Source organism: Geobacillus sp. LYN3 (genome assembly GCF_003064505.1).
In the GTDB taxonomy this organism is placed as follows: Bacteria; Bacillota; Bacilli; order Bacillales; family Anoxybacillaceae; genus Parageobacillus_B; species Parageobacillus_B toebii.
Genome location: NZ_QCWL01000001.1, coordinates 2554393 through 2581000 on the forward strand (window position 1 = coordinate 2554393; position 26608 = coordinate 2581000).

The following is a 26608-nucleotide window of genomic DNA, read 5'->3' on the forward strand; positions in this document are numbered from 1 at the left end:
TAACTATTATTTTACATGTGAAAATAATGCATTTCTTTGCATGGTTTTGAACATTTTATGAAACTTTTTAAAGAAAAACGCCTGCTCTTCTAAACGAAGAAGCAGGCGTTTATTCATCTATTTCACGCAAAAGCCGAATATATTTAATCGCTCGTTGAAAAAAGGAAAACGCGCCTACTAACAATATCACAATGAAAGGAAGCAAATACGCCTTTTTCTCTGGCGCAATTGTAGGAAGAAGCGTACCAATATACAAAAAGACGCTTAATGACAGCAATACACCAGCAAACATTTTATAATCATCCGCTTTTTCCTTCCACTGTTGTTTTTGCCGTTCCATCGCTATCCCCCACTTTCCATCCTTAACTGTACCATATAGGACAGAAAATATGGGGATGTAATTTTAACCATGCAATGCCTGTGCTAAATCTTCAAGTAAATCTTCCACATCTTCCAATCCAACGGAAATGCGGATCAACCCATCAGTAATGCCTAATTGTTCACGACGTTCTTTCGGAATGGATGCGTGCGTCATTTTCGCCGGCAACGAAATTAAGCTTTCGACTGCTCCCAAGCTTTCCGCGAGCGTAAAGTAGCGCACACGGTTTAACACTCGATCGGCTTTCTCCGCGCTTCCGACATCAAAGGAGACCATGCCGCCAAATCCGCGCATTTGTTTTTTGGCAATTTCATAGTTTGGATGTGTTTCCAATCCTGGATAATACACTTTTTGGACCGCTGGATGGTTCACTAAAAATTCAACGATTTTCCTCGTGTTTTCTTCATGCTCCTCCATGCGCACGCCAAGCGTCTTGATGCCGCGCATTAAAAGCCATGAATCTTGCGGGCCGAGAATTCCTCCGGTAGAGTTTTGAATAAAATGCAGTTTTTCTGCTAACTCTTCCGAATTGACAACTGCCAATCCAGCAACAACATCGCTATGGCCGCCTAAATATTTCGTCGCGCTATGGACAACAATGTCGGCACCAAGGGCAAGCGGCGTTTGCCAATACGGGGTGCTGAACGTGTTGTCGACGATCGTAAGCAAGCCATGCTTTTTGGCGATGGCGGAAGCAGCTTGAATGTCCGTAATTTTTAAGAGTGGATTGGTTGGCGTTTCAATGTAAAGCGCTTTCGTATTCGGCTGAATATGTTTTTCGATGTTTGAAAGGTCGCTTGTATCAATAAAAGTCGATTCAAGCCCCAGGCGGTTTAGCACTTTCGTCATGACGCGATATGTGCCGCCATACACATCGTCCGTTAAAATGACGTGATCCCCGCTGTTAAACAGCATCATGACCGCCGTAATCGCCGCCATTCCAGAGCTGAACGCAAATCCGGCATAACCTTCTTCTAAATCTTTAATAAGTTCTTCCAATGCGTGGCGAGTCGGGTTGCCAGTACGCGAATATTCAAAGCCTTTATGACCGCCAATTCCTTCTTGTTTATACGTGCTAACTTGATAAATCGGAACCGAAACCGCTCCTGTATGCGGATCACCTGAGATGCCGCCGTGAATTAGTTTTGTTTTTCGTCTCACTTAAATCCCACCTTCATAAATATTTTTGCTTAAATAGCGTTCGCTGCTATCCGGAAAAATAACAACAATATTTGTTCCCGGTTTCGCCTTTTTGGCCTCAAGCAATGCAGCATGAAACGCAGCACCTGAAGAGCTTCCGACAAGCAGCCCCTCTTTTTTGGCAAGTTCTTTTACCCGCTTAAACGCATCTTCATCGCGAATCGTATGAATCGCATCAAAATAACTTGGGTCCATATAATCTGGCAAAAATTCCATTCCGATTCCTTCTGTTTTATGTGGCCCTGGTTCTCCACCGTTTAAAATCGATCCTTCTGGTTCGACAATGACCGTTTTGATGTTCGGGTTTTTTTCTTTTAAAAATGTTGCCGTTCCCATAAATGTTCCGCCTGAGCCAGCTCCCGCAACAAATATATCAATTTGTCCGTCAAGGTCATCCCAAAGTTCCGGACCAAGCGTCTTATAATACGTTCTTGGATTAGCTGGATTAGCGAATTGCTGCGGGCAATACGAGTTTGGGATTTTTTTGGCAAGCTCTTGCGCCTTGCGAATCGCTCCTTGCATTCCTTCGCTCGTCGGTGTGTGGACGATTGTTGCGCCTAGTGCTTTCATAATTTGTTGTTTTTCCACACTGAACTTTTCCGGAACACAAAAAATGACATTAATATTTTTGCCGATTGCCGCTAACGCCAGCCCAATGCCAGTGTTTCCCGCCGTCGGCTCAATGATCGTTCCGCCTTCTTTCAGCTTCCCTGTCTCAAGCGCATCGCGCAATAACTCCTGGCCAAGCCGGTCTTTAATACTGCCTCCCGGGTTGAAATATTCCAATTTTGCAAATACGCGAACACCTTTTGGCAATGGAAATTGGGTTATTTCAATTACTGGAGTATGACCAATTAAGTCATGTACACTTTTGGCTACTCTCATACTGTCACTCCATTCTTTCCAAACATAGAGAACGAGGAAGGAGTTCCTTCCTCGATTATTTTTGTAACGATGACACGATGGATAGGACTAAATCGGCTGAATGTTTGGCAGCAGTATCTAAAAACTGCTCAAATGATACATCGGATTCTTTGCCGGCAATATCGGACAACGCCCGAATAATGACAAACGGAACGGCAAATTGCGTGCACACTTGGGCAATCGCTGCCGCTTCCATTTCCGCTGCACATAACTCTGGAAACTTGCTTCGGACAAATTCCACGCGCGCCGGATCGTTCATAAACGAATCGCCGGTCGCAATGAGTCCGGTTACTACTTGAATATCCTTGATTTGTTTCGCGTTTTGCTCCGCGATCTTGACTAATGTTTCATCTGCTTTATACCGCGCCGGCATTCCCGGTACTTGGCCATACTCATAACCAAAGGCCGTCACATCAACATCATGATGTACTACTTCATTGGAAATGACAACATCGCCAACATTTAGCGTAGATAAAAAGCCTCCTGCTGAACCGGTGTTAATGACATAATCCGGACGGAATCGCTCCAATAAAATCGCTGTTGCCATCGCTGCGTTCACTTTGCCGATTCCCGATTTTAATAAGATGACATCGGCGCCATTTAATCGCCCTGTCGAAAACTCGCAATTGGCGATCACTGTTTCTTCCCGATCTTCGATTTTGTCACGCAAAATCGCTACTTCTTCTTCCATTGCACCGATAATCGCTATTTTCATTTGTCTCCCTCTTTCTGCTTTGTATTACTGTTTTACTGCTTCCATCACCCATACAAACGCATTCTTTTGCGTAAACGTGACGGTAAAACCATTTTCTTTAAATAGTTTTGTTAATACATCCAGCGTCGTATAATACTCACGCCCTAAGTCATCTGCTAAATGATGAAATCCGCGCTCCCTTGCCTCTTCTATCGCCCGCTGAAATGCTTGGCGATCGCGAAATGCCGTATCAGCAAACACTATTTTATCACCTTTTTTTAATAGCTGGCTATACTTAGCGATTGCTTCCCCTTTTTCCTCGTCGGTAAGATGATGAAATGCATAAGTGCTGACAATGGTATCAATCGGTTTAGGAGGAAGCGGGAATTGTAAAAAATCCCCGTCGACAATCAATACTTTATCTCCAAGCTTTTCACGCGCTTTTTTCCGCATCGGTTCGGATGGTTCAATGCCGTATACTGTTTTTCCTTGTTCCAGCAGCTTTTTCGTTAAATTTCCCGTGCCGACGCCAAATTCAAGCACAACACTTCCCGCTTTGCTGGCAACTGTATTTAAAATATCCTCATAATTCGCAAACACTTCACGATATTCTTCATCATATCCTTCGACAGATTGATCATATGAATCTGCCCATTCTTCAAACAACCCAAGAAATTCTCTACCCATGATGTCACACTCCACAATTTTTATAATTCCTATAAATATACTATTATTTTTATCCTAAATCTGTTCTCAATGTATCATAAGTTTTTATTTTCTTCAATGAAAATAATTGCCTCTCATCCATTTTCATTCATCATTTTATCCTAAAAATAAAACATAAATATTGTGCGAAAACAGCACAGGAAAAAGCAAAAGATGGATTTGCCTCTATAAATAACGATATATTTTTATCAAAAGTTTTTTCGACTGTCGGAGGCAAGTCTCGATGACTTGCCTTCGTCACGCATAAGCGTGACAAATGACCGAACAACATCGTAAGCGGACAAATGGCATTTGTCCGCATAACGGGTTGTTGTTCGGTCACCGACAGTCGAAAAAAATGGATCACAAGAAGCAGAATTTATAGATAATGCTGCGGAAGTTTGCTACACTTGGCGGTGAAAGGAGGAATGATGGATATGAATATTTCCCTTGATCTCATTGAAGATAAAATCGAATTTTTTGAAGCAGATGATTTGCAGACACTAGAGAAAAAAATTAACGAACAAATTGAACATAATAAAGCGCTGATGCTTCATGTCCATCACGTTTCTCACCAAATGCATGTAGCAGAAAACGGAAAGCGGTTTTACAGCGCAGTTGTTCACTTTAAGGCAAAAAAATAGGCGGATTTCCTGTAAAAAGGAAATCCGCTTATTTTCTTAATTTCTGCACTTTCGTCGGTTTCCATCCTTGGTTTTCCACCCATTCAATATATACTTTGTAATACTGTGCTTTATCTCTAGTAGAGATCGTTGCTACAGCTTTATTCGGTCCGTTGTTGCCGATAAACCAAACAATCATATCGGATTGGGAAAGGCCGGTCGCATAGCTAACGGCGTCTAACATTTCCTTCCAATCCACAGAATCTTTCTTAAACTGGGTGACATGTGGTTCAGACTGCGTCGTACCAATCGGCTGCCATGCAGGATTCACAATTTCTGTTTCTATATTCGACCCAGGAGGCCCTGGAGTTTCTATCACTTCTTGCTCTTCTTCGCTCGTTTCTTCCTGATCTGTTTGCTCGCTTTCTTCGTCTTTCTCTTGTTGTTCATTAATCTCTACTTCCACTTTTTTTTCGTCACTATCTTTTTTGACTTCTGTCTTTGGCTGTGGCTTTGCTGCTTGTTCGCTCGATCGGCCGTCATCGGAAAACAAATTCCATGCGATAACGATAATAAACAAAACTACTATGGCAATCGCTGTATTGAGAATACGATTGATTTTACGGCGCTTTGCCCGCTGTGCAAAACGCTGGCCCATTTCGTTTGCCAACCGTTTCACCCCTCCTTCGTATAGCTGTTCTTATTGTATCAGATGATGCTCCCCTAATAAACTGTTTCGTTGTTATTGCGAATTTTTGTCCCAATTGTCCAATTCATATATTTTTTGTACAAGATCATAAAATACATCGTTTGTCACTGTCTGCGAGCCAGGGCAGTCTAACTCTACGACAACGAGCGCATATCTCGGCGCGTCAGCAGGAAAATAGCCAGCAAACCATTTATTGATCAATTCCTCATTATGGAGCATTTTTCCTGTTTCTGCTGTACCCGATTTTCCGGCTACCGCATATGGAAGTGACTGAAATCGGCGTCCTGTGCCGCGTTCATCAACAACCACTTTTCTCAATAATTGCTGCAGTTTACTCGCAGTGACAGGAGAAATCGGCTGTTCATCGGAAAAAGGCTGCTGTGGAAACGTAAAAAAGGTGGTGCCGTTTTTATATAAAACTTTACTTACTGCTCTCACTTGCTTTGCCTCGCCATTTCGCGCAATGGTGGCCATCATATTGGCAACCGCAAGCGGCGATACACGTACATCTTTTTGCCCGATCGACGTTTGTGCCACAGCAAGCGGTATACGCTTATCTTTGGCATCGTGCCAGATCGTTCCCTTTCGTTCTTCTGGAAATTGCTCAAAATTGGTCTCATGATATACATCTCCTTGCCATCCTGAAAGCGGATATAATCCCAGCTTTTTTGCATATATTTCAAGAATGTCAGGGTCTTGTTGAACGAGTTTTTTTCCAAGTGTCGCAAAGGCGTTGTTGCAGCTTGCGGCAAAACTTTCTTCAAATCCTAGCATTCCGTAAGAATGAGCATCATCAGGCGTCACTCCGTCTATTTTTTTACTGCAATCAAACGTTGTTTGTTTGGAAACCATTCCTTTTTCTAGCGCTGCTGCCGCAACAACGGTTTTAAATATCGATCCAGGGGTTTGCGGCAAAATCATTTGATTTTCCGCTCCGTGATTTTTATATGGATTTCGAGGATCCATATCAGGACGGCTAACCATGGCAAGCACACTATTCGTTTCGATGTCCAACAATACAATGCCGCCTTTTTTCAAATGATGCTTTCGAACAATGGTTTCAGCGATTTGCTGCAAATCACGATCGATCGTCGTTTGAACAGAAACAGGATAAAATGGATTGCCAGGGTCACTATACTTCACATTAATCCCAAATAAAGGGCCGCCTTCCGCATCGACATGATACAACAGTTTCGTTTCCCCCTCCGGGATTAAAAATTCGTCAAATGCCTTTTGCAACCCATGAATTCCTACTTCAGTATGTGGCGAAAGATTCCGTTTTGGATAACGGGAACGCAAAAGCTGGGTGTCCGTGCGGGTAAAACCAATTAAATGTTGTGCATATGTTTTCTCAAGCGGATGCTGTTTTTGAACCGCAAACACACCAGGAATATGTAATTGATTAATTTTTTCCATTTGTTCTTCTTTCAACACAAATGGAGTGCCATCAATGGTAAAAATAAACGGTTCTTTTGCCTTTTCTAGTTGATCAATAATGATATGAGGAGAAATATGGAGGATTTCTGCTAATTTTTCGACAGGCCACTCCATCTTCTTTAAAAAAGGAAACAAAACAAGAGAAGGAATATACTCATTCGTAAGCGGCTTTCCGTGCCGATCAATAAACGTTCCCCTTCCATTATCAATGACCATTTCTTGTGTTCGTTGTTCGATGCTTTTTTCGATCAAGTTGACTTTTTTATTCGAAAACGACTCTGTGCTAATCAGTTGAATTTGAACAAGCCGCCCGATAAGAAGAAAAATTCCAATTTGAATAATAGAAAGTATAACCATTGTTCGTTTTTTCCACATAAAAAACACCTCATCTTCATTTTCGACGAGGTGTTTCGTTTTAAAACCTATTTTACTGCAACAATTTTGACAAGCATTTCGCCTCCTGGCGTTTGTACCGTAACTTCTTCCCCAACTCTTCTGCCAAGAAGCGATTTTGCAATTGGAGAGTCGTTGGAAATTTTTCCTTCAAACGGATCCGCTTCTGCGCTTCCGACAATCGTATATGTTTCTTCTTCCCCATCTGGAAGTTCGATAAACGTAACCGATTTTCCTAGCGAAACCACATCTGGATTTTCGGTGTCCTCTTCGATAATAACCGCATTGCGGATCATGTTTTCAAGCGTTTGAATTCGCGCTTCTACAAATGCTTGTTCATCTTTTGCCGCATCGTACTCGGAGTTTTCCGATAAATCACCAAATCCACGGGCGATTTTAATGCGTTCTACTACTTCTTTTCGCTTTACTGTTTTTAAATACTCAAGTTCCTGTTCCAGTTTCTCTTTTCCCTCTTTTGTCATTGGAAATTGCTTTTCGTTTGCCATCATGCTTCACTCCTCTATATACTTTCTTTATTGTTGTTATGATGCAAAAAATGTGTTTATGTAAAACGTACGAACAACAAAAAAAGTTGCTCGTACGCTTACTTGTTATTATAAATATTTATTTTGTTTATGTTATGTTATTATAAAAACGATTTTTGTTCAAGAATTGTGCGAATTTTTGTAACCATTAAATCAATGGCTACATGATTGTGGCCGCCTTCTGGAATAATAATATCGGCATAACGCTTCGTCGGCTCCACAAATTGATTATGCATTGGGCGAACGACGGAAACGTACTGTTCGATCACCGACTCCAGCGTACGGCCGCGCTCATTAATATCACGGAGCAAACGGCGAATAATGCGAATGTCCGCATCCGTATCCACATATACTTTAATATCCATTAAGTTGCGCAATCGCTCATCCTCTAATACAAGAATCCCTTCTAAAATAATAACATCTTTTGGCTCAACGTGAATAACTTTATCGGATCTCGTATGAAGCTTGTAATCATAAACTGGCTTTTCGATCGGCTCATACCGCAATAATTTGTGAATATGTTCGATCAACAAATCGTTATCGAACGCAAGCGGATGGTCATAATTCGTCCGCAGCCGCTCTTCAAATGGGAGATGGCTTTGATCTTTATAGTAAAAATCTTGCTCAAGCACTAAAATCGAGCGATCGCCAAAATGCTCATAAATCGCCCTGGCCACACTCGTTTTCCCCGATCCGGACCCGCCAGCAACACCAATGACAACAGGCTTCTTCCCCATGTTAGATCTCCTTTCTCATCATGTTGTATGGGAAGACTTCTCGCTCTACTTTAAACTTGACAATTTGCAATGGATGGCGTGCAGCATCTAACTCGTTTCCATCTTCGTCCCAAATTTTTTCCACTACTTGTGTGAAGTTTTCAATTTCCGGTCCAAAAAATTCGACTTCATCTCCCGGTTTAAAAAAGTTGCGTTGTTGTAATGTGACGATCTTCGTTTCTTTATCATAATCCAGTACAAGACCGGCAAATTCATGGCTTGTTTTTCGGCTATGAGAACCGTACATATGATCTGTATAGCCCGGCATTCCTTCAAAGAAAGATGGAGCCGTATCGCGGTTGGCACATTTATCCAACTCTTTTATCCATTCTTCGCGAATGACAAAATTGTCTGGGTCGGCGCAATAGGCATCGATTACTTTGCGATAAACACTCACGACTGTCGCCACATAATGGATCGATTTCATCCGCCCCTCGATTTTCAAGCTGTCAACGCCTAATTCAATCATCGTTGGAATCGCGCGAATTAAATTCAAATCTTTTGCGCTCATCGCGAACGGTGCATCATTTTCATCAAACAACGGTATTTCTTTATCCCCTTCTAATTGGTATAAATCGTAATCCCAGCGGCATGATTGACAGCATCCCCCGCGGTTGGAGTCGCGTGCTGTCATATGGTTGCTTAATACACAGCGGCCGGAGTACGCGGAACACATCGCCCCATGAATAAACGCCTCAATTTCAATATCGACTTTTTTTTTAATTTCCCGAATTTCTTCCGCGGTCGTTTCGCGTGCGAGCACCACGCGTTCCAATCCTTCTTCTTTCCAAAATTGAACTGCTTTCCAGTTTGCCATCGACTGCTGCGTACTCAAGTGCACTTCTAATTTCGGCGCCACCCGACGCGCCGTTTCGATAATAAGCGGATCAGCGACAATAATGCCGTGAACACCTGCTTGTTCTAGCGCCTGCAAATATTCTTCGAGCCCGGGAATGTTTTCGTTATGTGCATAAATGTTCGCTGTCACATACACTTTTGCGCCATATTGGTTTGCAAAGCGCACTCCTTCCGCAATTTCTTCAAGCGTAAAATTGTCGGCGTTGGCGCGTAAGCTATATTCTTGTCCGCCGATAAATACCGCATCTGCTCCATAATGCACGGCGATTTTTAGCTTTTCTAGGTTGCCGGCTGGAGCGAGAAGCTCGGGCTTCTTCACAATCACGCGCTTGCCGTTAATGACCTCGGAAATTTTATCGTTTTTTAACAGCATCCGACTGCTCCTCCTTTTCTGTTTGTATTAGTAAACCGTTTCTTTAAAGAAAAATCCGGTATCCAACGGGCGATGTTTTGGCTGGATCGCTTCGATTTTCGCCAGCAGCTCATCCTTTTCTTCCTCGTATTGCTTCCGATTTTCGGCACATAAATCAATGGCGCGGCGATATAGCTTTGTCACTTCCGTAATATAGTCTGGCTGATGCAATACTCCATCAATTTTGAAGCTGTCGATGCCTGCATCCACCATCTCACTAAGCTCATCAATAATGCAAATATCGTTCGGGCTCATAATATGTGTGCCGTTTTCGTCTTCAAAAATCGGGTATTTACTATCGCGCTCTTTATCATACAAAAACATGCCTTTTTCATATTTTTTTCGTTCGATTTCCATTACTTTTCCTTGATATTCGAAATAGTTTCCAATTAAAGAGCGTTTAGATTGATACATGCAAGTCATCCCGTGCACTTGCACTTCAATTTCTACTTCGGCGTGCTCTTTAATTTCTAAAATCGCATCCATATTTAATTCCCGGGCGAGGACAGCACGTTTCGCTCCTTTCCGTCCCCAATAATTGCACGTATACCAGTTTGTTGCCGTCGTTTCTGGATTCCAATGCAATTTCATATGAGGGGCCACTTCACGTACAGTCATTAAAACCGCCGGGTCGCCAAAAACAATCGCATCCACGCCTGTATCAGAGAGAAACTTTATATAATCACCAAGTTCGTCCACCTTGTCGTTATGGAAAATTGCATTCATCGCAACATATACTTTCATGCCATATGAACGGGCAATCTTCACCGCCTCTGCCACATCCGCACGGGAAAACTCTCCCGCTAGGCGCAGACCGTAACGCTGCTGGCCGATCATCACCGCATCAGCGCCGGCATTGGCTAAATCATGTATATGAGAAACGCTCGTCGGCGTCACTAATAATTCTGGTTTTTTCATAGCTTTTCACCTCTTTTTCGTGATATGGCGATCCCATCGCCGATCGGAAGAATGACTGTTTCGTAATCAGACCGCCCGATAAGCCATTCGTTGTAGCGGCGAATTTTCGACACTAACTGGCGAATCCGTTTATTTTCAACCGGTTCTTCGGTTGCGACAAGCCCCTTGAATAATACGTTATCCGTAATGATTAGGCCATTTTCTTGCAATAGCGGCTCATACATTTGAAAAAAACGCTGATATTGCCCTTTCGCCGCATCGATAAAAATGACATCAAACGGGGCATATTTTGCGACATCGTTGTATACGTTCAGCGCATCGCCGAAAATTACGCGAATTTGCTCGCTTGTCCCCGTTTTGTTTATATAAAAAAGCGCGCGTTCATATCGCCCTTGATCCCGCTCAATGGTCACGATATTTGCATCAGGAAGCGCTTTTGCCATGCGAATGGCGGAATAGCCAATAGCAGCGCCGATTTCCAAAATACGCTTCGGCTTAGCAATTTTTAATAATTGCAGCATCATTTCAATTCCGACAACCTCCATAATCGGAATATGATGCTGCTTGGCGTAACGCTCTATCTCTTTTATTTGCTCATCCCGTTCAGGGATAAACTGTTCAAGATAATGTGCTACTTCTTTTAATATCAAAAGAGCCCCTCCTCGTAAAAATAAGAGTCACATAAGGACTCTTATTACAGGGTGGTGATTGATAACTTTATATATACTACCATAAAACATGCGAAATGCGAAATATTTTTGCTCCTGCTCCAGCGATTCACATATCATTCTATTGTTTTCCAATGTATTTTTCTTTCTCGCGATTATGTTCTTCCAATGTCTTTGTAAAAATGACATCCCCTGCTGGTGTGGCAAGAAAATACAAATAATCGGTTTTCGCAGGTTTCAGTGCCGCTCGAATCGACATTTCCCCAGCGTTCGCAATCGGTCCGGGAGGAAGTCCTTTATGAATATACGTATTATAAGGAGATTTCACTTCTAAATCTTTATAATAGACGCGATCTTTATGTTTACCAAGCGCATATAAGACAGTAGGGTCTGTCTGCAACGGCATGCCTATACGGAGACGGTTGTAAAACACGCTCGCGATTTTTTCGCGATCTGCCTTTTCTGTCGCTTCTTCTTCAATTAAGGAAGACATGGTTAAAAGCTGATGTGTCGTCATGTTCATTTCTTTCTTATCACGTTCATACTTTGCTAATACTTTTTCTGTTTTTCTTAACATCGTTTCCACAATCTCCGCAATAGAAGGCTTTTTTTCATGAAAGGAATAAGTAGCAGGAAACAAATAACCTTCTAGTGGGTAGCGTATATTTTTATTTAAAATATCTTTGGATAAAATGGACGGGTATTTTTGAATAAGATTTTCGATATATTTGCGGTCATTTAATTGTCGAAGCACTTCTTCTTTCTTATACCCTGTTTTCTCCGCAATAATAGCAGCAATTTGCGTAATTTGCGTCCCTTCCGGAATAGTCAGCTTTAACCCCTTTTTTTCTGTTACTTTTCCCGTTTTTAAGACGGCAATAATATCTCCCATCGACATGGATCGATTTAATCGGTATTCTCCCGCTTGAAAACCAACATGGTTTTTCAACTTCACGTAATAGCGAAACACCAATGAGCTTTTAATTAGCTGTTTTTCTTCTAACATATTGGCAATATCATTAACAGAAGAGCCGATCGGTATCGATATATGAACAGGAGTGCGGTCATCCGGATCGACGGGTTGTAACGCTGATTTTATATAGAAATAGCTTCCTCCTGCTATAGCGATGCATGCGATAAAAACAGCGATGCAAACAATCAACACAATCTTTCGTACAATTTGTGCATCTTTTTGAAAAAATTGGTCATTATACATGGAAAACCTCCTTTCACTCGTGATATTATACTACAAACTTTCACATTTTTCGCTATCCTCCTGCTTTTTTCTACAAAAAAAGATGGCCCATCTATCATCGGCCATCTTTGTATTTTCTTATTCTTCATCTTGTTCGGCGCAGAACGTATTCCATACCTCTTCAATCATTTCCCATTCTTCTTCTGATTCAATCGGCAACAATTCTCCTTCTTGTTCTCCCTCTCCTGGAATAAATGCCGACACATGAATTTCCGTTTCTTCCTCATCTTCAAATTCTGCGCCTACCGGATAATAAAACACATAAGATTTTCCAAAATCCTCTGATTCAAACGTAAACAATATTTCACACAATTGTTCGTTGCCGTTTTCATCGACAACAGTAATATGTCGATCTCCGTGTTCCATATTTTCTCCTCCATTTACTGTTTGCTGTCAAGATATGACTGTAAAATAACGACAGCCGCCATTTTATCGATGACTTGCTTTCGTTTTTTCCGGCTGACGTCAGCGGTGATTAACATCCGCTCCGCTGCCATTGTGGACAAACGTTCGTCCCACAATATAACAGGAAGCGAAAATTCGCTCTCTAATAATTTGGCAAAGCGCTGACTCGCCTCTGCGCGCGGTCCGACTGTACCATTCATATTTTTTGGAAATCCAACGACGATCGTATCGACTTCGTATTCATCAATAATTTCCCGGAGCCGTTTTAATCCATATTCTCCGCGTTCCTCATCAATCGAAATCGTTTCAATGCCTTGCGCAGTCCAGCCTAATTCATCGCTAACGGCCACCCCAAGCGTCTTTGTGCCTAAATCAAGTCCTAATACACGCATACGTTAATCCTTTCGCTGTCCTTGTAAATAAAATTTCACTAATTCTTCAATTAATTCATCGCGCTCCACTTTTCGAATTAACGTCCGGGCATCTTTATGACGAGGGATGTAAGCAGGGTCGCCAGATAGTAAATAACCGACAATTTGGTTAATTGGATTGTACCCTTTTTCTTGAAGAGCGTCATACACCGTTAACAACACTTCACGAATATTCGTTTCGGCCGGCTCTTCAGAAAAATGAAACTGCATAGTTTGGTCAAATGAGCTCACCGTTCCACCTCTCTCCGTTCTGGCATCTCCCTATCTTACATCCATTGTACACTATCTTTGCCAATTATCAAACGGATTTTATCCATTGTTCGACATATTGCAAGGCTTCTCCGACTTTGCTTGGGTCCTTTCCGCCTGCCTGCGCCATGTCAGCGCGGCCGCCGCCTCCACCTCCGCAGCGAACGGCAACTTCTTTAATCAATTTTCCGGCATGATATCCCTTTTCAATTAAATCATTTGTAATTCCGGCGATCAAGTTTACTTTTTCCCCTTGTACAGCTGCTAATACGATAATCGCCGATCCTAATTTTTGTTTTAGTTCATCCACCATTGTGCGCAAATGATTCATGTCATTGGCATTTACTTTGCTTGCGAGCACAGGAATTCCGTTTACCTCTTTCACTTTGTTTACAAGGTTGGCTGCTTCCATGTTTCCGAGGCGTGCCGCAAGTGATTCATTTTCACGCTGCAATTGGCGGATCTCATTCATTAATGCATCAATGCGGTTAACAATCTCTTTCGGATTCGTTTTTAATTTTTGTGCGACTTCTTGCAACAAGGTGATTTGTTCATTCATGAAGCGATACGCCGCTTCGCCTGTCACGGCTTCAATCCGGCGAGTGCCTGCGCCAATACCCGATTCAGAAACGATTTTAAACAAACCGATTGCCGAAGTGTTTGGCACATGGCAGCCTCCGCAAAGCTCTAAACTGTAATCGCCTACTTGCACGACACGGACGATATCCCCATATTTTTCGCCGAATAAAGCCATCGCCCCCATCGCTTTTGCTTCCGCAAGCGGCTTATAGAAAATCTCGACAGGAATGCTGCGCCAAATTTTTTCATTGACAATCGCTTCGATGCGTTCTAACTCCTCTGGTTTTACTTGTCCGAAATGCGAGAAGTCAAAGCGCAAGCGGTCTGGGGCGACTAGCGATCCTGCCTGGTTGACGTGTGGCCCGAGCACGTCTTTTAACGCTTGATGCAACAAATGGGTCGCCGTATGATTTTTAATAATGCTCGCCCGTTTCGCCTCATCGATTTGCGCTGTATATGTTTCTCCTTTTTTCAACGTTCCTTTTTCGACAATGATATGATGCAGATGCTGCCCATTTGGCGCTTTTTGGACATCTTTTACAAACGCTTTTGTCGTTTCATTTTCAATCCATCCCTGGTCAGCGATTTGACCGCCGCTTTCCGCATAGAACGGGGTTACATCCAATATAATTTGCGCTTCTTCTCCTTCTTTCACCTCATTGACAAGCTGGCCGTCTTTTACGATAACGGCGACAGTAGATTGCGCATGAAGCTGATCGTAACCGACAAACTCGCTTTCTATTTTGATATCGCCAAGCACACCGCCTTGTACTTGCATCGAATCAACATCTTGGCGAGCAGCGCGAGCGCGCTCGCGTTGACGTTCCATTTCCCGTTCAAATCCGTCATGGTCGACTTCCATTCCTTCTTCATGCGCGTATTCTTCCGTTAGTTCAACTGGAAAGCCGTAAGTATCATAAAGGCGGAACACATCTTCTCCGGAAATGATATTGCTTCCGCGCTCTTTTTCTTTTTGGATGACGCTTGCTAAAATCGCCAATCCTTCATGAAGCGTTTCATGGAAACGCTCTTCTTCATTTTTGATGACTTTTTGGATAAACGCCGCTTTTTCTTTTACTTCTGGATAGAAGTCATTCATAATTTCGCCAACAACTGGCACCAACTCATACATAAACGGACGTTCAATATGAAGTTGTTTTGCATAACGAACCGCGCGGCGCAACAAACGGCGCAATACATATCCACGGCCTTCATTAGATGGAAGCGCTCCATCGCCAATCGCAAACGTGACCGCCCGAATATGGTCGGCAATCACTTTAAATGCTACGTCTTTTTCCTTATCGACACCGTATTTTTCCCCAGAAATTTGTTCTGTCGCGCGAATGATTGGCATAAATAAATCTGTTTCAAAGTTGGTTGGCACTCCCTGCAAAATCGAACACATCCGCTCTAGTCCCATGCCTGTATCAATATTTTTCTTCGGAAGCGGTGTATACGTGCCGTCTGGGTTATGGTTGAATTGCGAAAATACCAAGTTCCAGACTTCTAGATAGCGGTCATTTTCCCCGCCTGGATACAACTCTGGATCATTTGGGTCATTTCCAAACTCTTCGCCGCGATCATAGAAGATTTCTGTATTCGGTCCGCTCGGTCCTTCTCCGATATCCCAGAAATTTCCTTCCAAACGAATAATGCGTTCTTCCGGAAGGCCGATTTCTTTATGCCAAATTTCAAACGCTTCATCGTCTTCCGGATGAATCGTTACCGACAACCGGTCCGGATCAAAGCCAATCCATTTTTCGCTTGTTAAAAATTCCCACGCCCAATGAATTGCTTCTCGCTTAAAATAATCGCCAATCGAAAAGTTTCCGAGCATTTCGAAAAATGTGTGGTGGCGTGCCGTTTTTCCGACATTTTCAATGTCGTTTGTACGGATGGACTTTTGTGCGTTACAAATGCGCGGATTATCCGGAACTACGCGGCCATCAAAATATTTCTTTAATGTAGCAACACCGCTGTTAATCCACAACAATGACGGATCATCGACAGGAATGAGCGATGCACTCGGTTCAACCGCATGGCCTTTTTCTTTGAAAAAATCTAAAAACATTTTCCTTACTTGTGCGGAAGTAAGCTTTTTCATCATGATCCTCCCTTTCTTCGCCGTATTGAACTTGAATATAAAAAACTCTCATCCCCTTCAGGGACGAGAGTTACGCTCGCGGTACCACCCTGTTTATGAACGGCAAGCCGTTCATCACCTCAAACGCCGTAACGTGGCTATTACGTCAGGTTTTGCCTGCGCTCCGGATTAGCGTTCTGTTACCCTTCATCTGGAATTTCTTTCAGCCGCGGAAATTCCTCTCTGTGCGCGAGCACGCGCTTTAAGATGGACTGTAACATACTCGATCCGTCATCGCGTTATGTATTCGTTTTTTCATTGAAGATTATAGACAAGCTGCATTTATTTGTCAATGTGGTTGATAATGTTCTTTCCAATGAAGAAGAGCCACTTTTAATACGGCAAGAAGCGGAACAGCAACAATAAGGCCAAGCACTCCTGCGATTTCCCCGCCAAAAAATAAAGCAAACATAATCGCGAGCGGATGCATATGCAAACTTTTTCCGACGATGAGCGGCGATAAAATATTTCCTTCTAAAAATTGAAGAAGAAAAATAATAACAGCGACAATAAGCACCATTTTTGGCGAAACGGTAGCTGCCAAAATCACGGCGGGAATCGCCCCAATCACTGGTCCAAAATATGGAATAATATTCGTTGCCCCAATAATAAACCCAAGTAAAAGCGGATAATCCATACCAGCAATCCATAAAAGAAATGCGGCAACACTTCCAATTACTAATCCTACGAACAATTGTCCGCGTATATAGTTGCCAAGAGATTCTTCTACATCTTTTAAAAATGCGATCCCTGGTTCGCGCCATCGTTTTGGAGTAATGTACCATACTGCTTTTTTCAATTGATCGATATCTTTGAGCATATAAAAAACAATAAACGGAATGAGCAAAAACAACATCGCGGAATTTACAATCCCTTTTACGCCATTGATCACCATTGTTAACGCATTCGCTGCTGTTTGTTCCAGCTGTATGAGCATTGCTTCAATTCTTGTGTGAATTTCCATTGGCCATGCCGATGTTTGATTATGAATTTGTTTTGTCCAGTTCCGATATGTCTCTATCAATGCCGGCAAACTTTCGCTTAAATCTTTTAGCTGTTGAATAAACAGCGGAATTCCTTTATAAAGCCCATACCCAATTCCACCGAAAAAAAGAAAATAAATGAACAAAATAGCCGCCCAGCGCGGAATGCCTTTTTCATGAATGTATTCCACCAATGGATGCAATAAATACGTAATAAACGCGGCAATGAAAAACGGAATGAGTGCAGTAGCGAATAAATCAACAACCGGCAGCCATACTTCTTTCATGCGAATAACTAAATAAATAATGATCGTAACAAACAGCCATTTGCCAACACGAATGATGGACAGCCATTGCTTCTCTCCCATGGCAACACCCCCTATCGTTAGTGTGGGTGCAGAAAACGGAATTATACAAAAAAGCACCGACTCCCGTAAGAAATATCGGGAATCGGCACTTTGTACTTCTTGCTAACGAATGGCTTTCGCCACACGGCGGCGCATTTTTTTCATGGCACGATTGTTCATCAAACCGTTGCGTTGTGCAAATTGGTAAGCAGCAACTCCTAATCCTAACGCTAACAAAGAGGTCATTGTGCGATTCATGCTCGTTCCCTCCTAAAATTGGATCGTGCGCTCATGTTCATCAAACAAGTCATCTAGCGAGCTTAACGTTCCGTCTTCCTCGACTTGATGAGCATGAATAATTCCCTTCGAAACAGAAAGCTCGATAAAGCAATCCCAACAATAATATTGGTTGACACCAATTTTCCCTAAATTTTTACTTTTACAATTTGGGCAAATGAGCACAAACAGCCACTCTCCTTACATGGTCGTGTTTACAATAACCGCTTCTTCCCCTACCGTAAAAGGGACAGCGTCTACTCGCTTTTTTCCTTCCGTCAAATCGGCAAAAAAACCGTCTGTGATCTCATATCCTCCGATTATGCCCAATTGCCCATAAAAATATACATCTTCTAATAATCCAAGCTTATTACCATCCGCGGTAATCACCGGTTTTCCGGCAATTCCCCGCTCGCCGTAAAGAGAGTAGCCATTTTGGAAAGAGGAGAACGATTGTAAAAGCGCAGCATCATAAACGACAACTCCATCCGCTCCGATCGCTTGGATGCCGTCAAGCGGAAGATATCGATGGCGCGCAAACCATCCTTTGCTTTCCACGATAAATCCTTGAACTTTCCCCGTATTGGTAAAACAAATATCACTTATTTTTCCAACAGTGTTTCCCGTTTTTTGTTCATATACGGGAAGACCTTTTAGATGTGAAAATGTCCGCAAAGATCTCTCCACCTTTCCAGACATGTTTAGCTTGGCTAGTCGTTCATAAAATCATACGGTGAAACGTTTTCCATTCCGATGTTCGCATCCTCCATCGGCAGTTCTCCTTCTGTAATCGGTGCAAGAGATCTTTGCAACTTTTCCGTTAACGTTGTTTGCCGAGCCCCATCATCACTGCGGGCAATGCCTAACTTAAACGCTTCTTCTTCCCCACATAAAATTAAAAACTGTTTGCTTCTTGTCACCGCAGTATATAATAAATTTCTCTTTAACATGCGATAATAGCTTTTTACAACCGGCAAAATGACAATTGGAAATTCGCTTCCTTGCGATTTATGAATGGAACAACAATACGCATGTGTAATTTGCGACAAATCTTGCCGCGAATACGTTACCTCAATGCCATCAAAAGAAACAACGACTAAATCTTGTTTTTCCGTATTTTCTTTTGCGTAAAAAATGGCGACAATTTCACCGATATCACCATTAAATACATTGTCATCAGGCTGATTGACAAGCTGCAGCACCTTATCGCCAACCCGATACACTACATCGCCGACAGAAAGTTCCCGCTTTTTCTCTGATTTTGGATTAAACAAATCTTGCAACACTTGATTAAGGCGGTCAATTCCGGCAGGACCGCGATACATTGGCGCAAGCACTTGAATATCTTTTACTGCAAAGCCTTTTCTTCGCGCATTATCAGCAATTTGCCGGACGACTTCAGCAATTTGCCCTGTCTGACAGCGAATGAATGAGCGATCCGCCTTTTGTGCTGTTAAATCCGGGGGGATGACACCATTTTTCATTTGGTGCGCCAATTCAATAATCGATGAACCTTCCGCTTGCCGATATACTTCTGTTAGCCGAATGGTCGGGATGACACCCGCTTGTAATAAATCCTTTAACACTTGTCCAGGTCCAACGGATGGCAGCTGATCTTCGTCGCCGACGAGAATCACTTGCATGCCGTCCGGAATCGACTTAAATAGCTGATTGGCCAGCCACGTATCGACCATGGACATTTCGTCAACAATTAAGAGCTTCCCGCGAATCGGCTCATCCTCATCATGTGTAAAGCCTTCCGCGCCATTCCAGCCAAGCAAACGATGAATCGTAACAGCAGGCAATCCCGTCGCTTCACTCATTCTCTTTGCCGCCCTTCCTGTCGGCGCGGCAAGCAAAATCGGAAATGGGTGATCTTTCGTGTAATCTTTCGGATCGAGAGAAAGACCGTGCAAATCAGCGAAAATTTCTACGATTCCTTTAATCACCGTCGTTTTTCCTGTGCCAGGACCACCCGTCAAAATAAATAACGGGGAAGAAATCGCTTGTCGAATGGCTTCTTTTTGTAATGGAGCATATTGAACGGATAAACGTTCCTCCAGCCTTCCGAGCGCTAATAAAAATTCCGATTCCGGAAACGTCATCACTGCTTCTGTTTGTTGCAAAAGACGTTTTACATTGGTTACGATTCCTTTTTCGGCAAAATAAAGGGATGGAATATAAAATTTTTCCTCTTCATTGATTAATTTTCCTTCCTCCGCAAGCATTAACAGCATTTGCTCGATGGCTTCCTCACTGATCGCTTCGTTCCGTTTCGCCTCCAAAAGCTGTTTCGCGCTTGTCATAAGCTGTTCTTTCGTCACATAAACATGCCCTTCTTGAAGACAATCCCGCTCTAACACAAACAAACAAGCTGCACGAATGCGCGCAGGATGGCTGCCGGAAATGCCAAGACGGTATCCTAATTCATCGGCGCGGCCAAATCCGATCCCTTCCACATCTTCGACAAGCTGGTATGGATTTTGCTGGATAACAGAAAGGGTTTCATCTTGATATACTTGGTAAATTTTCATCGACAATTGCGGACCAAAACCAAATTGAGAAAGAGCAATCATCGTTTGTTCTAACCCTTCATGGGCACGCAACGTATCATACAACTCTTTTGCTTTTTGTTTTGACAATTTCGGAACATCGTCCAATACGCTAGGATCCGCTAAAATTTTCGAAATAGCATTTTCGCCGAGCGCTTCGACGATCGCTTTTGCCGTTTTTTTCCCAATTCCTTTAAACAAATCGCTTGATAAGTAATGAATGATTCCGTCTTTTGTGTTTGGAAATTGTTTCCGAAAATGTTCCACAACATATTGCCGCCCGAACTTCGGGTGGTCGTGAAATTTTCCATAAAAAATATACGTATCATGCTCATTCATTTTGGGGAAATATCCAGTTACAACAACTTCTTGTTCATCATATGCTTCGTTCGTTTCCACCACTCGAACGCGAACGACGGAATATAAATTTGCTTCATTATGAAAAATCGTAGAAATATATGACCCTTTAATAAACGATGTTTCCCCTAAAACAAACGATTCTTGTTGCTGCAATGGGAATCCCCTACCCTTTATTTCCTAACGCTTTTTCCATCATCTTTTTCCCATATCCCGCCAACAAATGGTCCGGCTGGATCTGAAGAGCGGTCGTAAACATTTCCATCGCTGTCTTTATATCATCTTTATAAGCATATATAACACCTAAATTATAATACGCATCTGCATGTCTGCTATCTAACTGAATCGTTTTCTGAAAATAATTCATCGCTTCATCAACAAATTCGAGTTGCGCAAGACATAGCCCAAGCTGAAATATCGCCTCGGTATCTTGTTCATTCAACTCCACCGCTCTCTGTAAATACGGAAGAGCAAGACGCGGTGCCTCTAAATGCATCAACGACATTCCAAGCATAAAAAAGGCGTCTCCATCGTTTAGCCCCTTTTGAATAGCTTGTTCAAACATATCCTTCGCCTGCGCAAATTGTTGACGCTTGTAATATACAGATCCTATCCCGTAATATGCGGTCGCCGCGTTGTTGTCGAGCTCAATCGCTTTTTTGAAAAAATGGAGCGCTTTTTCCTCTTCTCCAGCACTGGCTAACACTGTTCCAAAATTAATGTAGCCAATCGGGTCATCCGGATTTTCCTCAATCGCATCATGAAAGCATTTTATCGCTTCTTCATAGTTTCCTTTTTGCATATGGGAAATTCCTATTTGATTTTTATCTTCCATTTTCCGTTCACTCCTTATATCAATTATAGCACATATGTTCGTAATTTTCTATCAATTTATAGAAAAACCCCAACCCACAATAGAGTTGAGGCTTTTTTTGGCTGTTTGGATTGCTTCTATTTTCTTCGTCCACAGCTTTCTTAGCTGCACAAACCGCCTTTCGTTTGTCTAGGCAACATACCAAAGTTTTTCTCCATTGCGGAATACTTCGTCTATCGTTCCGCCGCCGAGACATTCTTCACCATTGTAAAATACAACAGCTTGTCCCGGCGTAACAGCGCGAACCGGCTCATCAAAGACGACTTCTACTTTGTCATCGTCGATAATATGAACAGTAACACCTGTATCTGGCTGACGATAACGGAATTTTGCCGTGCATTGGAATGAATTTGTCGGTTTGCGGTCCGATACCCAGTTAACATTTGTCGCAATGAGCGAAGTCGAATATAAATATTCATTGTTGAATCCTTGTGCAACGTACAAAATATTTTCTTTTACATTTTTGCCAACGACAAACCATGGCTCGCCGCTTCCGCCAATGCCAAGACCGTGGCGCTGCCCGATTGTATAATACATCACTCCGTCATGCTTTCCTTTCACTTCACCGTCCAGTGTTTGCATAATACCTGGCTTCGCCGGCAAATAATTGCTTAAAAACTCTTTAAAATCGCGTTCGCCGATAAAGCAGATTCCCGTGCTGTCTTTTTTTGTCGCTGTGACAAGCCCAGCATCTTTAGCAATTTGCCGTACTTGCGCTTTTTCGAGATGCCCGATCGGAAACATCACTTTCGATAGTACCGACTGCCCTAATTGGTTCAAAAAATACGTTTGATCTTTATTTTGGTCAACACCGCGCAACATTTTATATTCGCCGTCGCGATACTCCACTCGCGCGTAATGCCCGGTCGCTACGTAGTCAGCGCCGATCGATAGCGCATGTTCTAAAAATGCTTTGAACTTAATTTCTTTGTTGCACATGACATCGGGATTCGGAGTGCGTCCAGCTTTATATTCATCCAAAAAATACGTAAACACTTTATCCCAATACTGTTTTTCAAAATTAACAGCGTAATATGGGATTCCAATTTGATTGCAGACGCGTACAACATCTTCATAATCTTCTGTCGCTGTGCAAACACCGTTTTCATCTGTGTCATCCCAGTTTTTCATAAAAATCCCGATGACATCGTATCCTTGTTGTTTTAAAAGCAACGCCGCTACCGATGAATCAACGCCGCCTGACATGCCGACAACAACGCGCGTATCTTTTGGGGCTTTGTTCATTTTATTCACCACCTTATCTACTCATTTGTTAATCTCTTCACAATTTTTACTGTTTCCGATGCCGCACGTTCAATCTGTTCTTTCGTATTGCCTAAACCAAAACTAAAGCGAACGGAAGAACGAATGCGTTCCGATTCCTTGCCAAACATCGCCACAAGCACGTGCGATGGATCGATCGAACCAGCAGTGCATGCAGAACCGCTTGAAGCTGCTATCCCCGCCAAATCAAGATTGACAAGCATGGATTCCACGTTCGTTCCAGGAAATGCGACATTGACGATATGTGGCAAACAATGATCTTGATTTCCGTTAACATAATAAGAAATGCCTGACTCCGCAAAAATAGACAGCATCGCCTCTCTCATCGAACGGTACTCCTGTTGCTTATGGTTCATTGTCTCTTGGGCAATTTCCACCGCTTTAGCAAATCCAACGATGCCGGCTACATTTTCGGTTCCAGCGCGACGCTTCCGCTCTTGTTCTCCGCCATAAAAAAGCGGAGACAGTTTTACCGTTTCACGGACATATAAAGCGCCAATTCCTTTAGGACCATTTATTTTATGGGAAGAAACAGACAACAAATCAATATGATGATCGTTCACATTAATTGGAACGAGTCCATACGCTTGCACCGCGTCTGTATGAAAGTAAGCTTGATGATCCTTTAATAATTCGCCAATCTCGCCAATAGGCTGCAGCACGCCTACTTCGTTGTTGGCAAACATGATGGATACAAGAATCGTATCATCACGGAGCGCTGCTTTTACATCTGCCAATGAAACGTTCCCTTTTTCATCAACAGGGAGATAAGTTACTTCAAACCCTTGTTTTTCTAAGTACTCACATGCGCGCAATACAGCATGATGCTCAATCATCGTTGTAATAATATGGCGTCCTCGATGACGATTCGCCATCGCCGTTCCGATGAGCGCAATATTATCCGCTTCCGTTCCTCCGCTTGTGAAAATGATTTCTGATTCTTTCGCACCGATGCTTTTTGCTACTACAGTTCTTGCTTCATCGACTGCCTGACGGCTTTGTCTTCCGAAATAATGAATGCTTGACGGATTTCCAAACACTTCGGTCATAAACGGAATCATGCGCTCCACTACATCTGGATGAACAGGAGAGGTAGCGGCATGATCCAAATAAATTCGGTCCAATGATCATTCTCCTTTCAACTTTAAATATAAAACATGTATGCACCCTCATCGCCTTCACTATATTTCGCTAAATCTTCCAATGTCGTGTTGTCCAACACTTCCTCTACGGCATTACGAATGCGAATCCATAATTCGCGTTTTGCCGGTTCTTCCTCATCTAGCTCTTCCACAGGAGTAATTGGCCCTTCTAATACACGAATAACGTCCCCGGCAGTAATTTTAGCCGGATGATCTGCAAGCACGTACCCGCCATATGCTCCGCGGATACTTTTGACAAGCCCGGCATTCCTCAGCGGTGTAACAAGCTGTTCAAGATAATGTTCGGATAAATTGTTCGCCTTTGCAATGGAGCGTAACGAAATTGGGCGATCTCCATACTTTTTTGCGAGTTCAATCATAATCGTTAATCCATATCTACCTTTTGTTGAAATCTTCATCTTACTCCCCCTAACGATTTATAAACCATGTGTTTCAATATCAACTCGTCTTACTAATATCCATTCTGCCATACGCTGGCATTGCGGCAAAGCAACGCCGGCTACAGACCCAATCATAATGCAAAATATTAATGTTCCAATCGATACTGGCCCGCCTAAAATCCAGCCGATAAAAAGAACAAATGCTTCCATCGCAATCCGTATATATTGCACTTTCCACCCTGTTAATTCCGTCAATGCAAGCATTAAGCTGTCACGCGGACCTGCTCCTATATTAGCTGAAATATATATTCCCATTCCATAACCCGTAATAACAATCCCAACAAGCAGCATAACAAACTTGCCGATTAATGTATTTGGGACTTGTAAATACGGAATCATCATATACAAATCAATAAATATACCAACGAAAATCATATTGAGAAAAGCGCCAATTCTCGGAAGTTGTTTTAAAAGTAAAGCAGAAATCGTTAAAACCACAAGGCCGACAATAATCGACCACGTTCCAATCGTCAATCCAAAATTCCGGTATAATCCGATATGCAGTACATCCCATGGCGCGCACCCGACATTCGCTTTAATCGTTAATACGATGCCGAACGACATAATCAATAGCCCGATAAAATAAATAGCCCATCGGAAAATAGATGCATATTCGCGATGAGAATGGGCCATATTCTCACCCCATCATAAATGAAATAAGCAAATCGATTGTCATTATATCATAAAATTTCGTTTCCTTCATTGCCGGAATTTATTTCGTTGTTTTAACTGTTCTAACCGTTCATACACTTTCGCATAATATTTTTCCTCTCCGTTTTCCTTCGGTGAGTAATATTTCACTCCTGCCAATTCATTTGGCAAATATTGTTGAAAAACCCAACCATTTGGATAATCATGCGGATATTGATACCCTTTTCCATGTCCGAGCACGCTTGCCCCTTTATAATGAGCATCTTTTAAATGATCAGGAATATCTCCGATTTTTCCATTGCGTACATCATCAATCGCGGCATCAAGCGCCTTATAGGCAGAATTCGATTTCGCGCTTAAACATAACTCGATCGTAACCACAGCAAGTGGAATTCTCGCTTCAGGAAGCCCTAATCGTTCAACCGCTTCAATCGCCGCTTGTACTTTCACTCCCATCATCGGATTTGCCAGCCCAATATCTTCGTACGCAATAACAAGAAGCCGCCGGCAAACAGCCGCCAAATCCCCTCCTTCCAGCAAACGAGCTAAATAATGCAGCGCCGCGTCCACGTCACTGCCACGAACACTTTTTTGGAACGCGGATAAAAGCGAATAATACGCATCCCCTTTCTTATCATGGGTAAATCCTCGATTTTCCACAAATTCTCTTACCGTTTGTTCACGAACACGAATTTGACCGTCGTTTTCCGAAGCATATACAATTGCTTCTAACAGATTCAACGCTAAACGGGCATCCCCACCGGACGATTCCGCAATCATGGAAAGCAAACGTTCCTCCATGTCAATCGAAAGTTTTCCTAATCCTCTGTCACGATCATGCAAAGCTCGCTGTAAAAGTATAAGAATATCGGCAGGCTCAAGACGCTTTAACTGCTTTATTTGCCCGCAGCGGCTGCGGATGGCTGGGTTCACTTCATGAAACGGATTTTCCGTTGTAGCGCCGATGAGCGTAATCAGCCCTTGCTCGATGTGGGGAAGCAAATAATCTTGCTGCGCCTTGTTAAAACGGTGAATTTCATCAATAAATAAAATAACGTTTCCCGTCAGTTTCGCCGTTTCCACTACTTCTTCCAGCTCTTTTTTTCCGGAAGTCGTAGCATTAACCGCGAAAAAATCACGCTGAACGGTTCCAGCAATCGCATGCGCCAACGACGTCTTCCCCACTCCCGGCTCTCCATATAAAAGTAGCGAAGGAACGTGGCCGTTTTTAATCATTTTGTATAGCGCGGTATGCGGGCCGATAATATGTTGTTGCCCGACAATCTCGTCAATGTTTCTCGGTCTCATCCGAACAGAAAGCGGTTCTGAAGTAAACAACATGTGGCATCCCTCTCTAACAGCATAAATACCCCATCAT

The 26608-nt window shown here is 42.7% G+C and carries 29 protein-coding genes; 1 reads left to right on the plus strand and 28 read right to left on the minus strand.

Translation table 11 applies throughout. From position 1 onward, the window contains the following. Positions 1–109: 109 nt before the first annotated feature. From DCC82_RS13440 to DCC82_RS13460, 5 genes are all read right to left on the minus strand, one after another. Positions 110–340 (minus strand): YrhC family protein, encoded by a 231-nt coding sequence (locus DCC82_RS13440; RefSeq protein ID WP_062677186.1) that lies wholly within the window; start codon positions 338–340, stop codon positions 110–112. A gap of 63 nt (positions 341–403) precedes the next feature. Continuing rightward, positions 404–1540 carry a bifunctional cystathionine gamma-lyase/homocysteine desulfhydrase gene (locus DCC82_RS13445; protein WP_097354772.1) on the minus strand — a complete coding sequence of 379 codons (1137 nt, stop codon included), beginning with the start codon at positions 1538–1540 and terminating at the stop codon, positions 404–406. Then, positions 1541–2464 carry a PLP-dependent cysteine synthase family protein gene (locus tag DCC82_RS13450; RefSeq protein WP_015864583.1) on the minus strand — a complete coding sequence of 308 codons (924 nt, stop codon included), beginning with the start codon at positions 2462–2464 and terminating at the stop codon, positions 1541–1543. 55 nt (positions 2465–2519) lie between these two features. Further along, on the minus strand, positions 2520–3218 hold the full coding sequence (mtnN, locus tag DCC82_RS13455) for a 5'-methylthioadenosine/S-adenosylhomocysteine nucleosidase (RefSeq protein WP_097354773.1): 699 nt from the start codon (positions 3216–3218) through the stop codon (positions 2520–2522). Between the two features lie 24 nt (positions 3219–3242). After that, complete coding sequence (locus DCC82_RS13460) at positions 3243–3884, minus strand: class I SAM-dependent methyltransferase (RefSeq protein WP_015864585.1); 642 nt, start codon at positions 3882–3884, stop codon at positions 3243–3245. A gap of 455 nt (positions 3885–4339) precedes the next feature. On the opposite strand from DCC82_RS13460, the gene DCC82_RS13465 reads away from it, so the two are divergent. Continuing rightward, positions 4340–4546 (plus strand): YrzA family protein, encoded by a 207-nt coding sequence (locus DCC82_RS13465; RefSeq protein ID WP_015864586.1) that lies wholly within the window; start codon positions 4340–4342, stop codon positions 4544–4546. A 28-nt stretch (positions 4547–4574) separates the two neighbouring features. Here DCC82_RS13465 and DCC82_RS13470 read toward each other — a convergent pair whose 3' ends face one another. The 23 genes from DCC82_RS13470 to DCC82_RS13580 form a co-directional block, all read right to left on the minus strand. Further along, a complete protein-coding gene (locus tag DCC82_RS13470) occupies positions 4575–5183 on the minus strand; it encodes a YrrS family protein (protein ID WP_041269948.1) in 609 nt (202 codons plus the stop codon). A gap of 84 nt (positions 5184–5267) precedes the next feature. Continuing rightward, a complete protein-coding gene (locus DCC82_RS13475; protein ID WP_097354774.1) occupies positions 5268–7046 on the minus strand; it encodes a peptidoglycan D,D-transpeptidase FtsI family protein in 1779 nt (592 codons plus the stop codon). Between the two features lie 47 nt (positions 7047–7093). Next, positions 7094–7570, minus strand: coding sequence for a transcription elongation factor GreA (gene greA / locus DCC82_RS13480; RefSeq protein WP_041269715.1), 477 nt, complete (start codon positions 7568–7570; stop codon positions 7094–7096). Between the two features lie 140 nt (positions 7571–7710). Then, positions 7711–8346 (minus strand): uridine kinase, encoded by a 636-nt coding sequence (udk, locus tag DCC82_RS13485; RefSeq protein ID WP_015864590.1) that lies wholly within the window; start codon positions 8344–8346, stop codon positions 7711–7713. A 1-nt stretch (position 8347) separates the two neighbouring features. Next, positions 8348–9616, minus strand: a complete 1269-nt coding sequence (locus tag DCC82_RS13490; protein WP_097354775.1) for a peptidase U32 family protein — start codon at positions 9614–9616, stop codon at positions 8348–8350. Between the two features lie 27 nt (positions 9617–9643). Then, positions 9644–10573: a peptidase U32 family protein gene (locus DCC82_RS13495; protein ID WP_015864592.1), complete on the minus strand. Its 930-nt coding sequence runs from the start codon at positions 10571–10573 to the stop codon at positions 9644–9646. Beyond that, positions 10570–11223: an O-methyltransferase gene (locus tag DCC82_RS13500; RefSeq protein ID WP_097354776.1), complete on the minus strand. Its 654-nt coding sequence runs from the start codon at positions 11221–11223 to the stop codon at positions 10570–10572. The genes DCC82_RS13495 and DCC82_RS13500 overlap by 4 nt, the downstream gene beginning before the upstream one ends. 139 nt (positions 11224–11362) lie before the next feature. Beyond that, positions 11363–12457 (minus strand): endolytic transglycosylase MltG, encoded by a 1095-nt coding sequence (gene mltG / locus DCC82_RS13505; RefSeq protein WP_015864594.1) that lies wholly within the window; start codon positions 12455–12457, stop codon positions 11363–11365. A gap of 117 nt (positions 12458–12574) precedes the next feature. Then, positions 12575–12862 carry a DUF1292 domain-containing protein gene (locus DCC82_RS13510; RefSeq protein ID WP_015864595.1) on the minus strand — a complete coding sequence of 96 codons (288 nt, stop codon included), beginning with the start codon at positions 12860–12862 and terminating at the stop codon, positions 12575–12577. Between the two features lie 14 nt (positions 12863–12876). Next, positions 12877–13293, minus strand: a complete 417-nt coding sequence (gene ruvX / locus DCC82_RS13515) for a Holliday junction resolvase RuvX (RefSeq protein WP_015864596.1) — start codon at positions 13291–13293, stop codon at positions 12877–12879. 3 nt (positions 13294–13296) lie between these two features. Further along, positions 13297–13563: an IreB family regulatory phosphoprotein gene (locus DCC82_RS13520; protein WP_015864597.1), complete on the minus strand. Its 267-nt coding sequence runs from the start codon at positions 13561–13563 to the stop codon at positions 13297–13299. A 67-nt stretch (positions 13564–13630) separates the two neighbouring features. Further along, positions 13631–16264, minus strand: coding sequence for an alanine--tRNA ligase (alaS, locus tag DCC82_RS13525; protein WP_097354777.1), 2634 nt, complete (start codon positions 16262–16264; stop codon positions 13631–13633). 328 nt (positions 16265–16592) lie between these two features. Next, positions 16593–17654, minus strand: coding sequence for an AI-2E family transporter (locus tag DCC82_RS13530; protein WP_097354778.1), 1062 nt, complete (start codon positions 17652–17654; stop codon positions 16593–16595). Positions 17655–17756: 102 nt separating this feature from the next. Further along, positions 17757–17891, minus strand: coding sequence for a YrzQ family protein (locus DCC82_RS13535; RefSeq protein ID WP_015864600.1), 135 nt, complete (start codon positions 17889–17891; stop codon positions 17757–17759). Positions 17892–17903: 12 nt separating this feature from the next. Beyond that, positions 17904–18095, minus strand: coding sequence for a hypothetical protein (locus DCC82_RS13540; protein ID WP_015864601.1), 192 nt, complete (start codon positions 18093–18095; stop codon positions 17904–17906). Between the two features lie 15 nt (positions 18096–18110). Further along, entirely contained in the window at positions 18111–18584 is a 474-nt protein-coding gene (locus DCC82_RS13545; RefSeq protein WP_015864602.1) for a PRC-barrel domain-containing protein, read from the minus strand. 35 nt (positions 18585–18619) lie between these two features. Then, the gene (recD2, locus tag DCC82_RS13550) at positions 18620–20974 is read right to left on the minus strand and encodes an SF1B family DNA helicase RecD2 (RefSeq protein ID WP_015864603.1); all 2355 of its coding nucleotides are present in this window, start codon (positions 20972–20974) and stop codon (positions 18620–18622) included. A gap of 10 nt (positions 20975–20984) precedes the next feature. Further along, positions 20985–21653, minus strand: a complete 669-nt coding sequence (locus DCC82_RS13555; RefSeq protein WP_015864604.1) for a tetratricopeptide repeat protein — start codon at positions 21651–21653, stop codon at positions 20985–20987. 168 nt (positions 21654–21821) lie between these two features. Further along, positions 21822–22937: a tRNA 2-thiouridine(34) synthase MnmA gene (gene mnmA, locus DCC82_RS13560; RefSeq protein ID WP_015864605.1), complete on the minus strand. Its 1116-nt coding sequence runs from the start codon at positions 22935–22937 to the stop codon at positions 21822–21824. A 17-nt stretch (positions 22938–22954) separates the two neighbouring features. Further along, complete coding sequence (locus DCC82_RS13565) at positions 22955–24100, minus strand: cysteine desulfurase family protein (RefSeq protein WP_062677176.1); 1146 nt, start codon at positions 24098–24100, stop codon at positions 22955–22957. Between the two features lie 20 nt (positions 24101–24120). Further along, positions 24121–24537 carry a cysteine metabolism transcriptional regulator CymR gene (gene cymR / locus DCC82_RS13570; RefSeq protein WP_015864607.1) on the minus strand — a complete coding sequence of 139 codons (417 nt, stop codon included), beginning with the start codon at positions 24535–24537 and terminating at the stop codon, positions 24121–24123. Positions 24538–24555: 18 nt separating this feature from the next. Next, on the minus strand, positions 24556–25212 hold the full coding sequence (locus tag DCC82_RS13575) for a YczE/YyaS/YitT family protein (RefSeq protein WP_015864608.1): 657 nt from the start codon (positions 25210–25212) through the stop codon (positions 24556–24558). A gap of 66 nt (positions 25213–25278) precedes the next feature. Then, the gene (locus tag DCC82_RS13580; RefSeq protein WP_097354779.1) at positions 25279–26571 is read right to left on the minus strand and encodes a replication-associated recombination protein A; all 1293 of its coding nucleotides are present in this window, start codon (positions 26569–26571) and stop codon (positions 25279–25281) included. Positions 26572–26608 lie beyond the last annotated feature (37 nt).

Coding starts and splice junctions, on each gene's coding strand:
- DCC82_RS13440 (WP_062677186.1), bottom strand. CDS start 340: ATGGAACGGCAAAAACAACAGTGGAAGGAAAAAGCGGATGATTATAAA.
- DCC82_RS13450 (WP_015864583.1), bottom strand. CDS start 2,464: ATGAGAGTAGCCAAAAGTGTACATGACTTAATTGGTCATACTCCAGTA.
- mtnN (WP_097354773.1), bottom strand. CDS start 3,218: ATGAAAATAGCGATTATCGGTGCAATGGAAGAAGAAGTAGCGATTTTG.
- DCC82_RS13460 (WP_015864585.1), bottom strand. CDS start 3,884: ATGGGTAGAGAATTTCTTGGGTTGTTTGAAGAATGGGCAGATTCATAT.
- DCC82_RS13465 (WP_015864586.1), top strand. CDS start 4,340: ATGAATATTTCCCTTGATCTCATTGAAGATAAAATCGAATTTTTTGAA.
- DCC82_RS13470 (WP_041269948.1), bottom strand. CDS start 5,183: ATGGGCCAGCGTTTTGCACAGCGGGCAAAGCGCCGTAAAATCAATCGT.
- DCC82_RS13475 (WP_097354774.1), bottom strand. CDS start 7,046: ATGTGGAAAAAACGAACAATGGTTATACTTTCTATTATTCAAATTGGA.
- greA (WP_041269715.1), bottom strand. CDS start 7,570: ATGGCAAACGAAAAGCAATTTCCAATGACAAAAGAGGGAAAAGAGAAA.
- udk (WP_015864590.1), bottom strand. CDS start 8,346: ATGGGGAAGAAGCCTGTTGTCATTGGTGTTGCTGGCGGGTCCGGATCG.
- DCC82_RS13490 (WP_097354775.1), bottom strand. CDS start 9,616: ATGCTGTTAAAAAACGATAAAATTTCCGAGGTCATTAACGGCAAGCGC.
- DCC82_RS13495 (WP_015864592.1), bottom strand. CDS start 10,573: ATGAAAAAACCAGAATTATTAGTGACGCCGACGAGCGTTTCTCATATA.
- mltG (WP_015864594.1), bottom strand. CDS start 12,457: ATGTATAATGACCAATTTTTTCAAAAAGATGCACAAATTGTACGAAAG.
- DCC82_RS13510 (WP_015864595.1), bottom strand. CDS start 12,862: ATGGAACACGGAGATCGACATATTACTGTTGTCGATGAAAACGGCAAC.
- ruvX (WP_015864596.1), bottom strand. CDS start 13,293: ATGCGTGTATTAGGACTTGATTTAGGCACAAAGACGCTTGGGGTGGCC.
- alaS (WP_097354777.1), bottom strand. CDS start 16,264: ATGAAAAAGCTTACTTCCGCACAAGTAAGGAAAATGTTTTTAGATTTT.
- DCC82_RS13530 (WP_097354778.1), bottom strand. CDS start 17,654: ATGGGAGAGAAGCAATGGCTGTCCATCATTCGTGTTGGCAAATGGCTG.
- DCC82_RS13535 (WP_015864600.1), bottom strand. CDS start 17,891: ATGAATCGCACAATGACCTCTTTGTTAGCGTTAGGATTAGGAGTTGCT.
- DCC82_RS13555 (WP_015864604.1), bottom strand. CDS start 21,653: ATGGAAGATAAAAATCAAATAGGAATTTCCCATATGCAAAAAGGAAAC.
- mnmA (WP_015864605.1), bottom strand. CDS start 22,937: ATGAACAAAGCCCCAAAAGATACGCGCGTTGTTGTCGGCATGTCAGGC.
- cymR (WP_015864607.1), bottom strand. CDS start 24,537: ATGAAGATTTCAACAAAAGGTAGATATGGATTAACGATTATGATTGAA.
- DCC82_RS13575 (WP_015864608.1), bottom strand. CDS start 25,212: ATGGCCCATTCTCATCGCGAATATGCATCTATTTTCCGATGGGCTATT.
- DCC82_RS13580 (WP_097354779.1), bottom strand. CDS start 26,571: ATGTTGTTTACTTCAGAACCGCTTTCTGTTCGGATGAGACCGAGAAAC.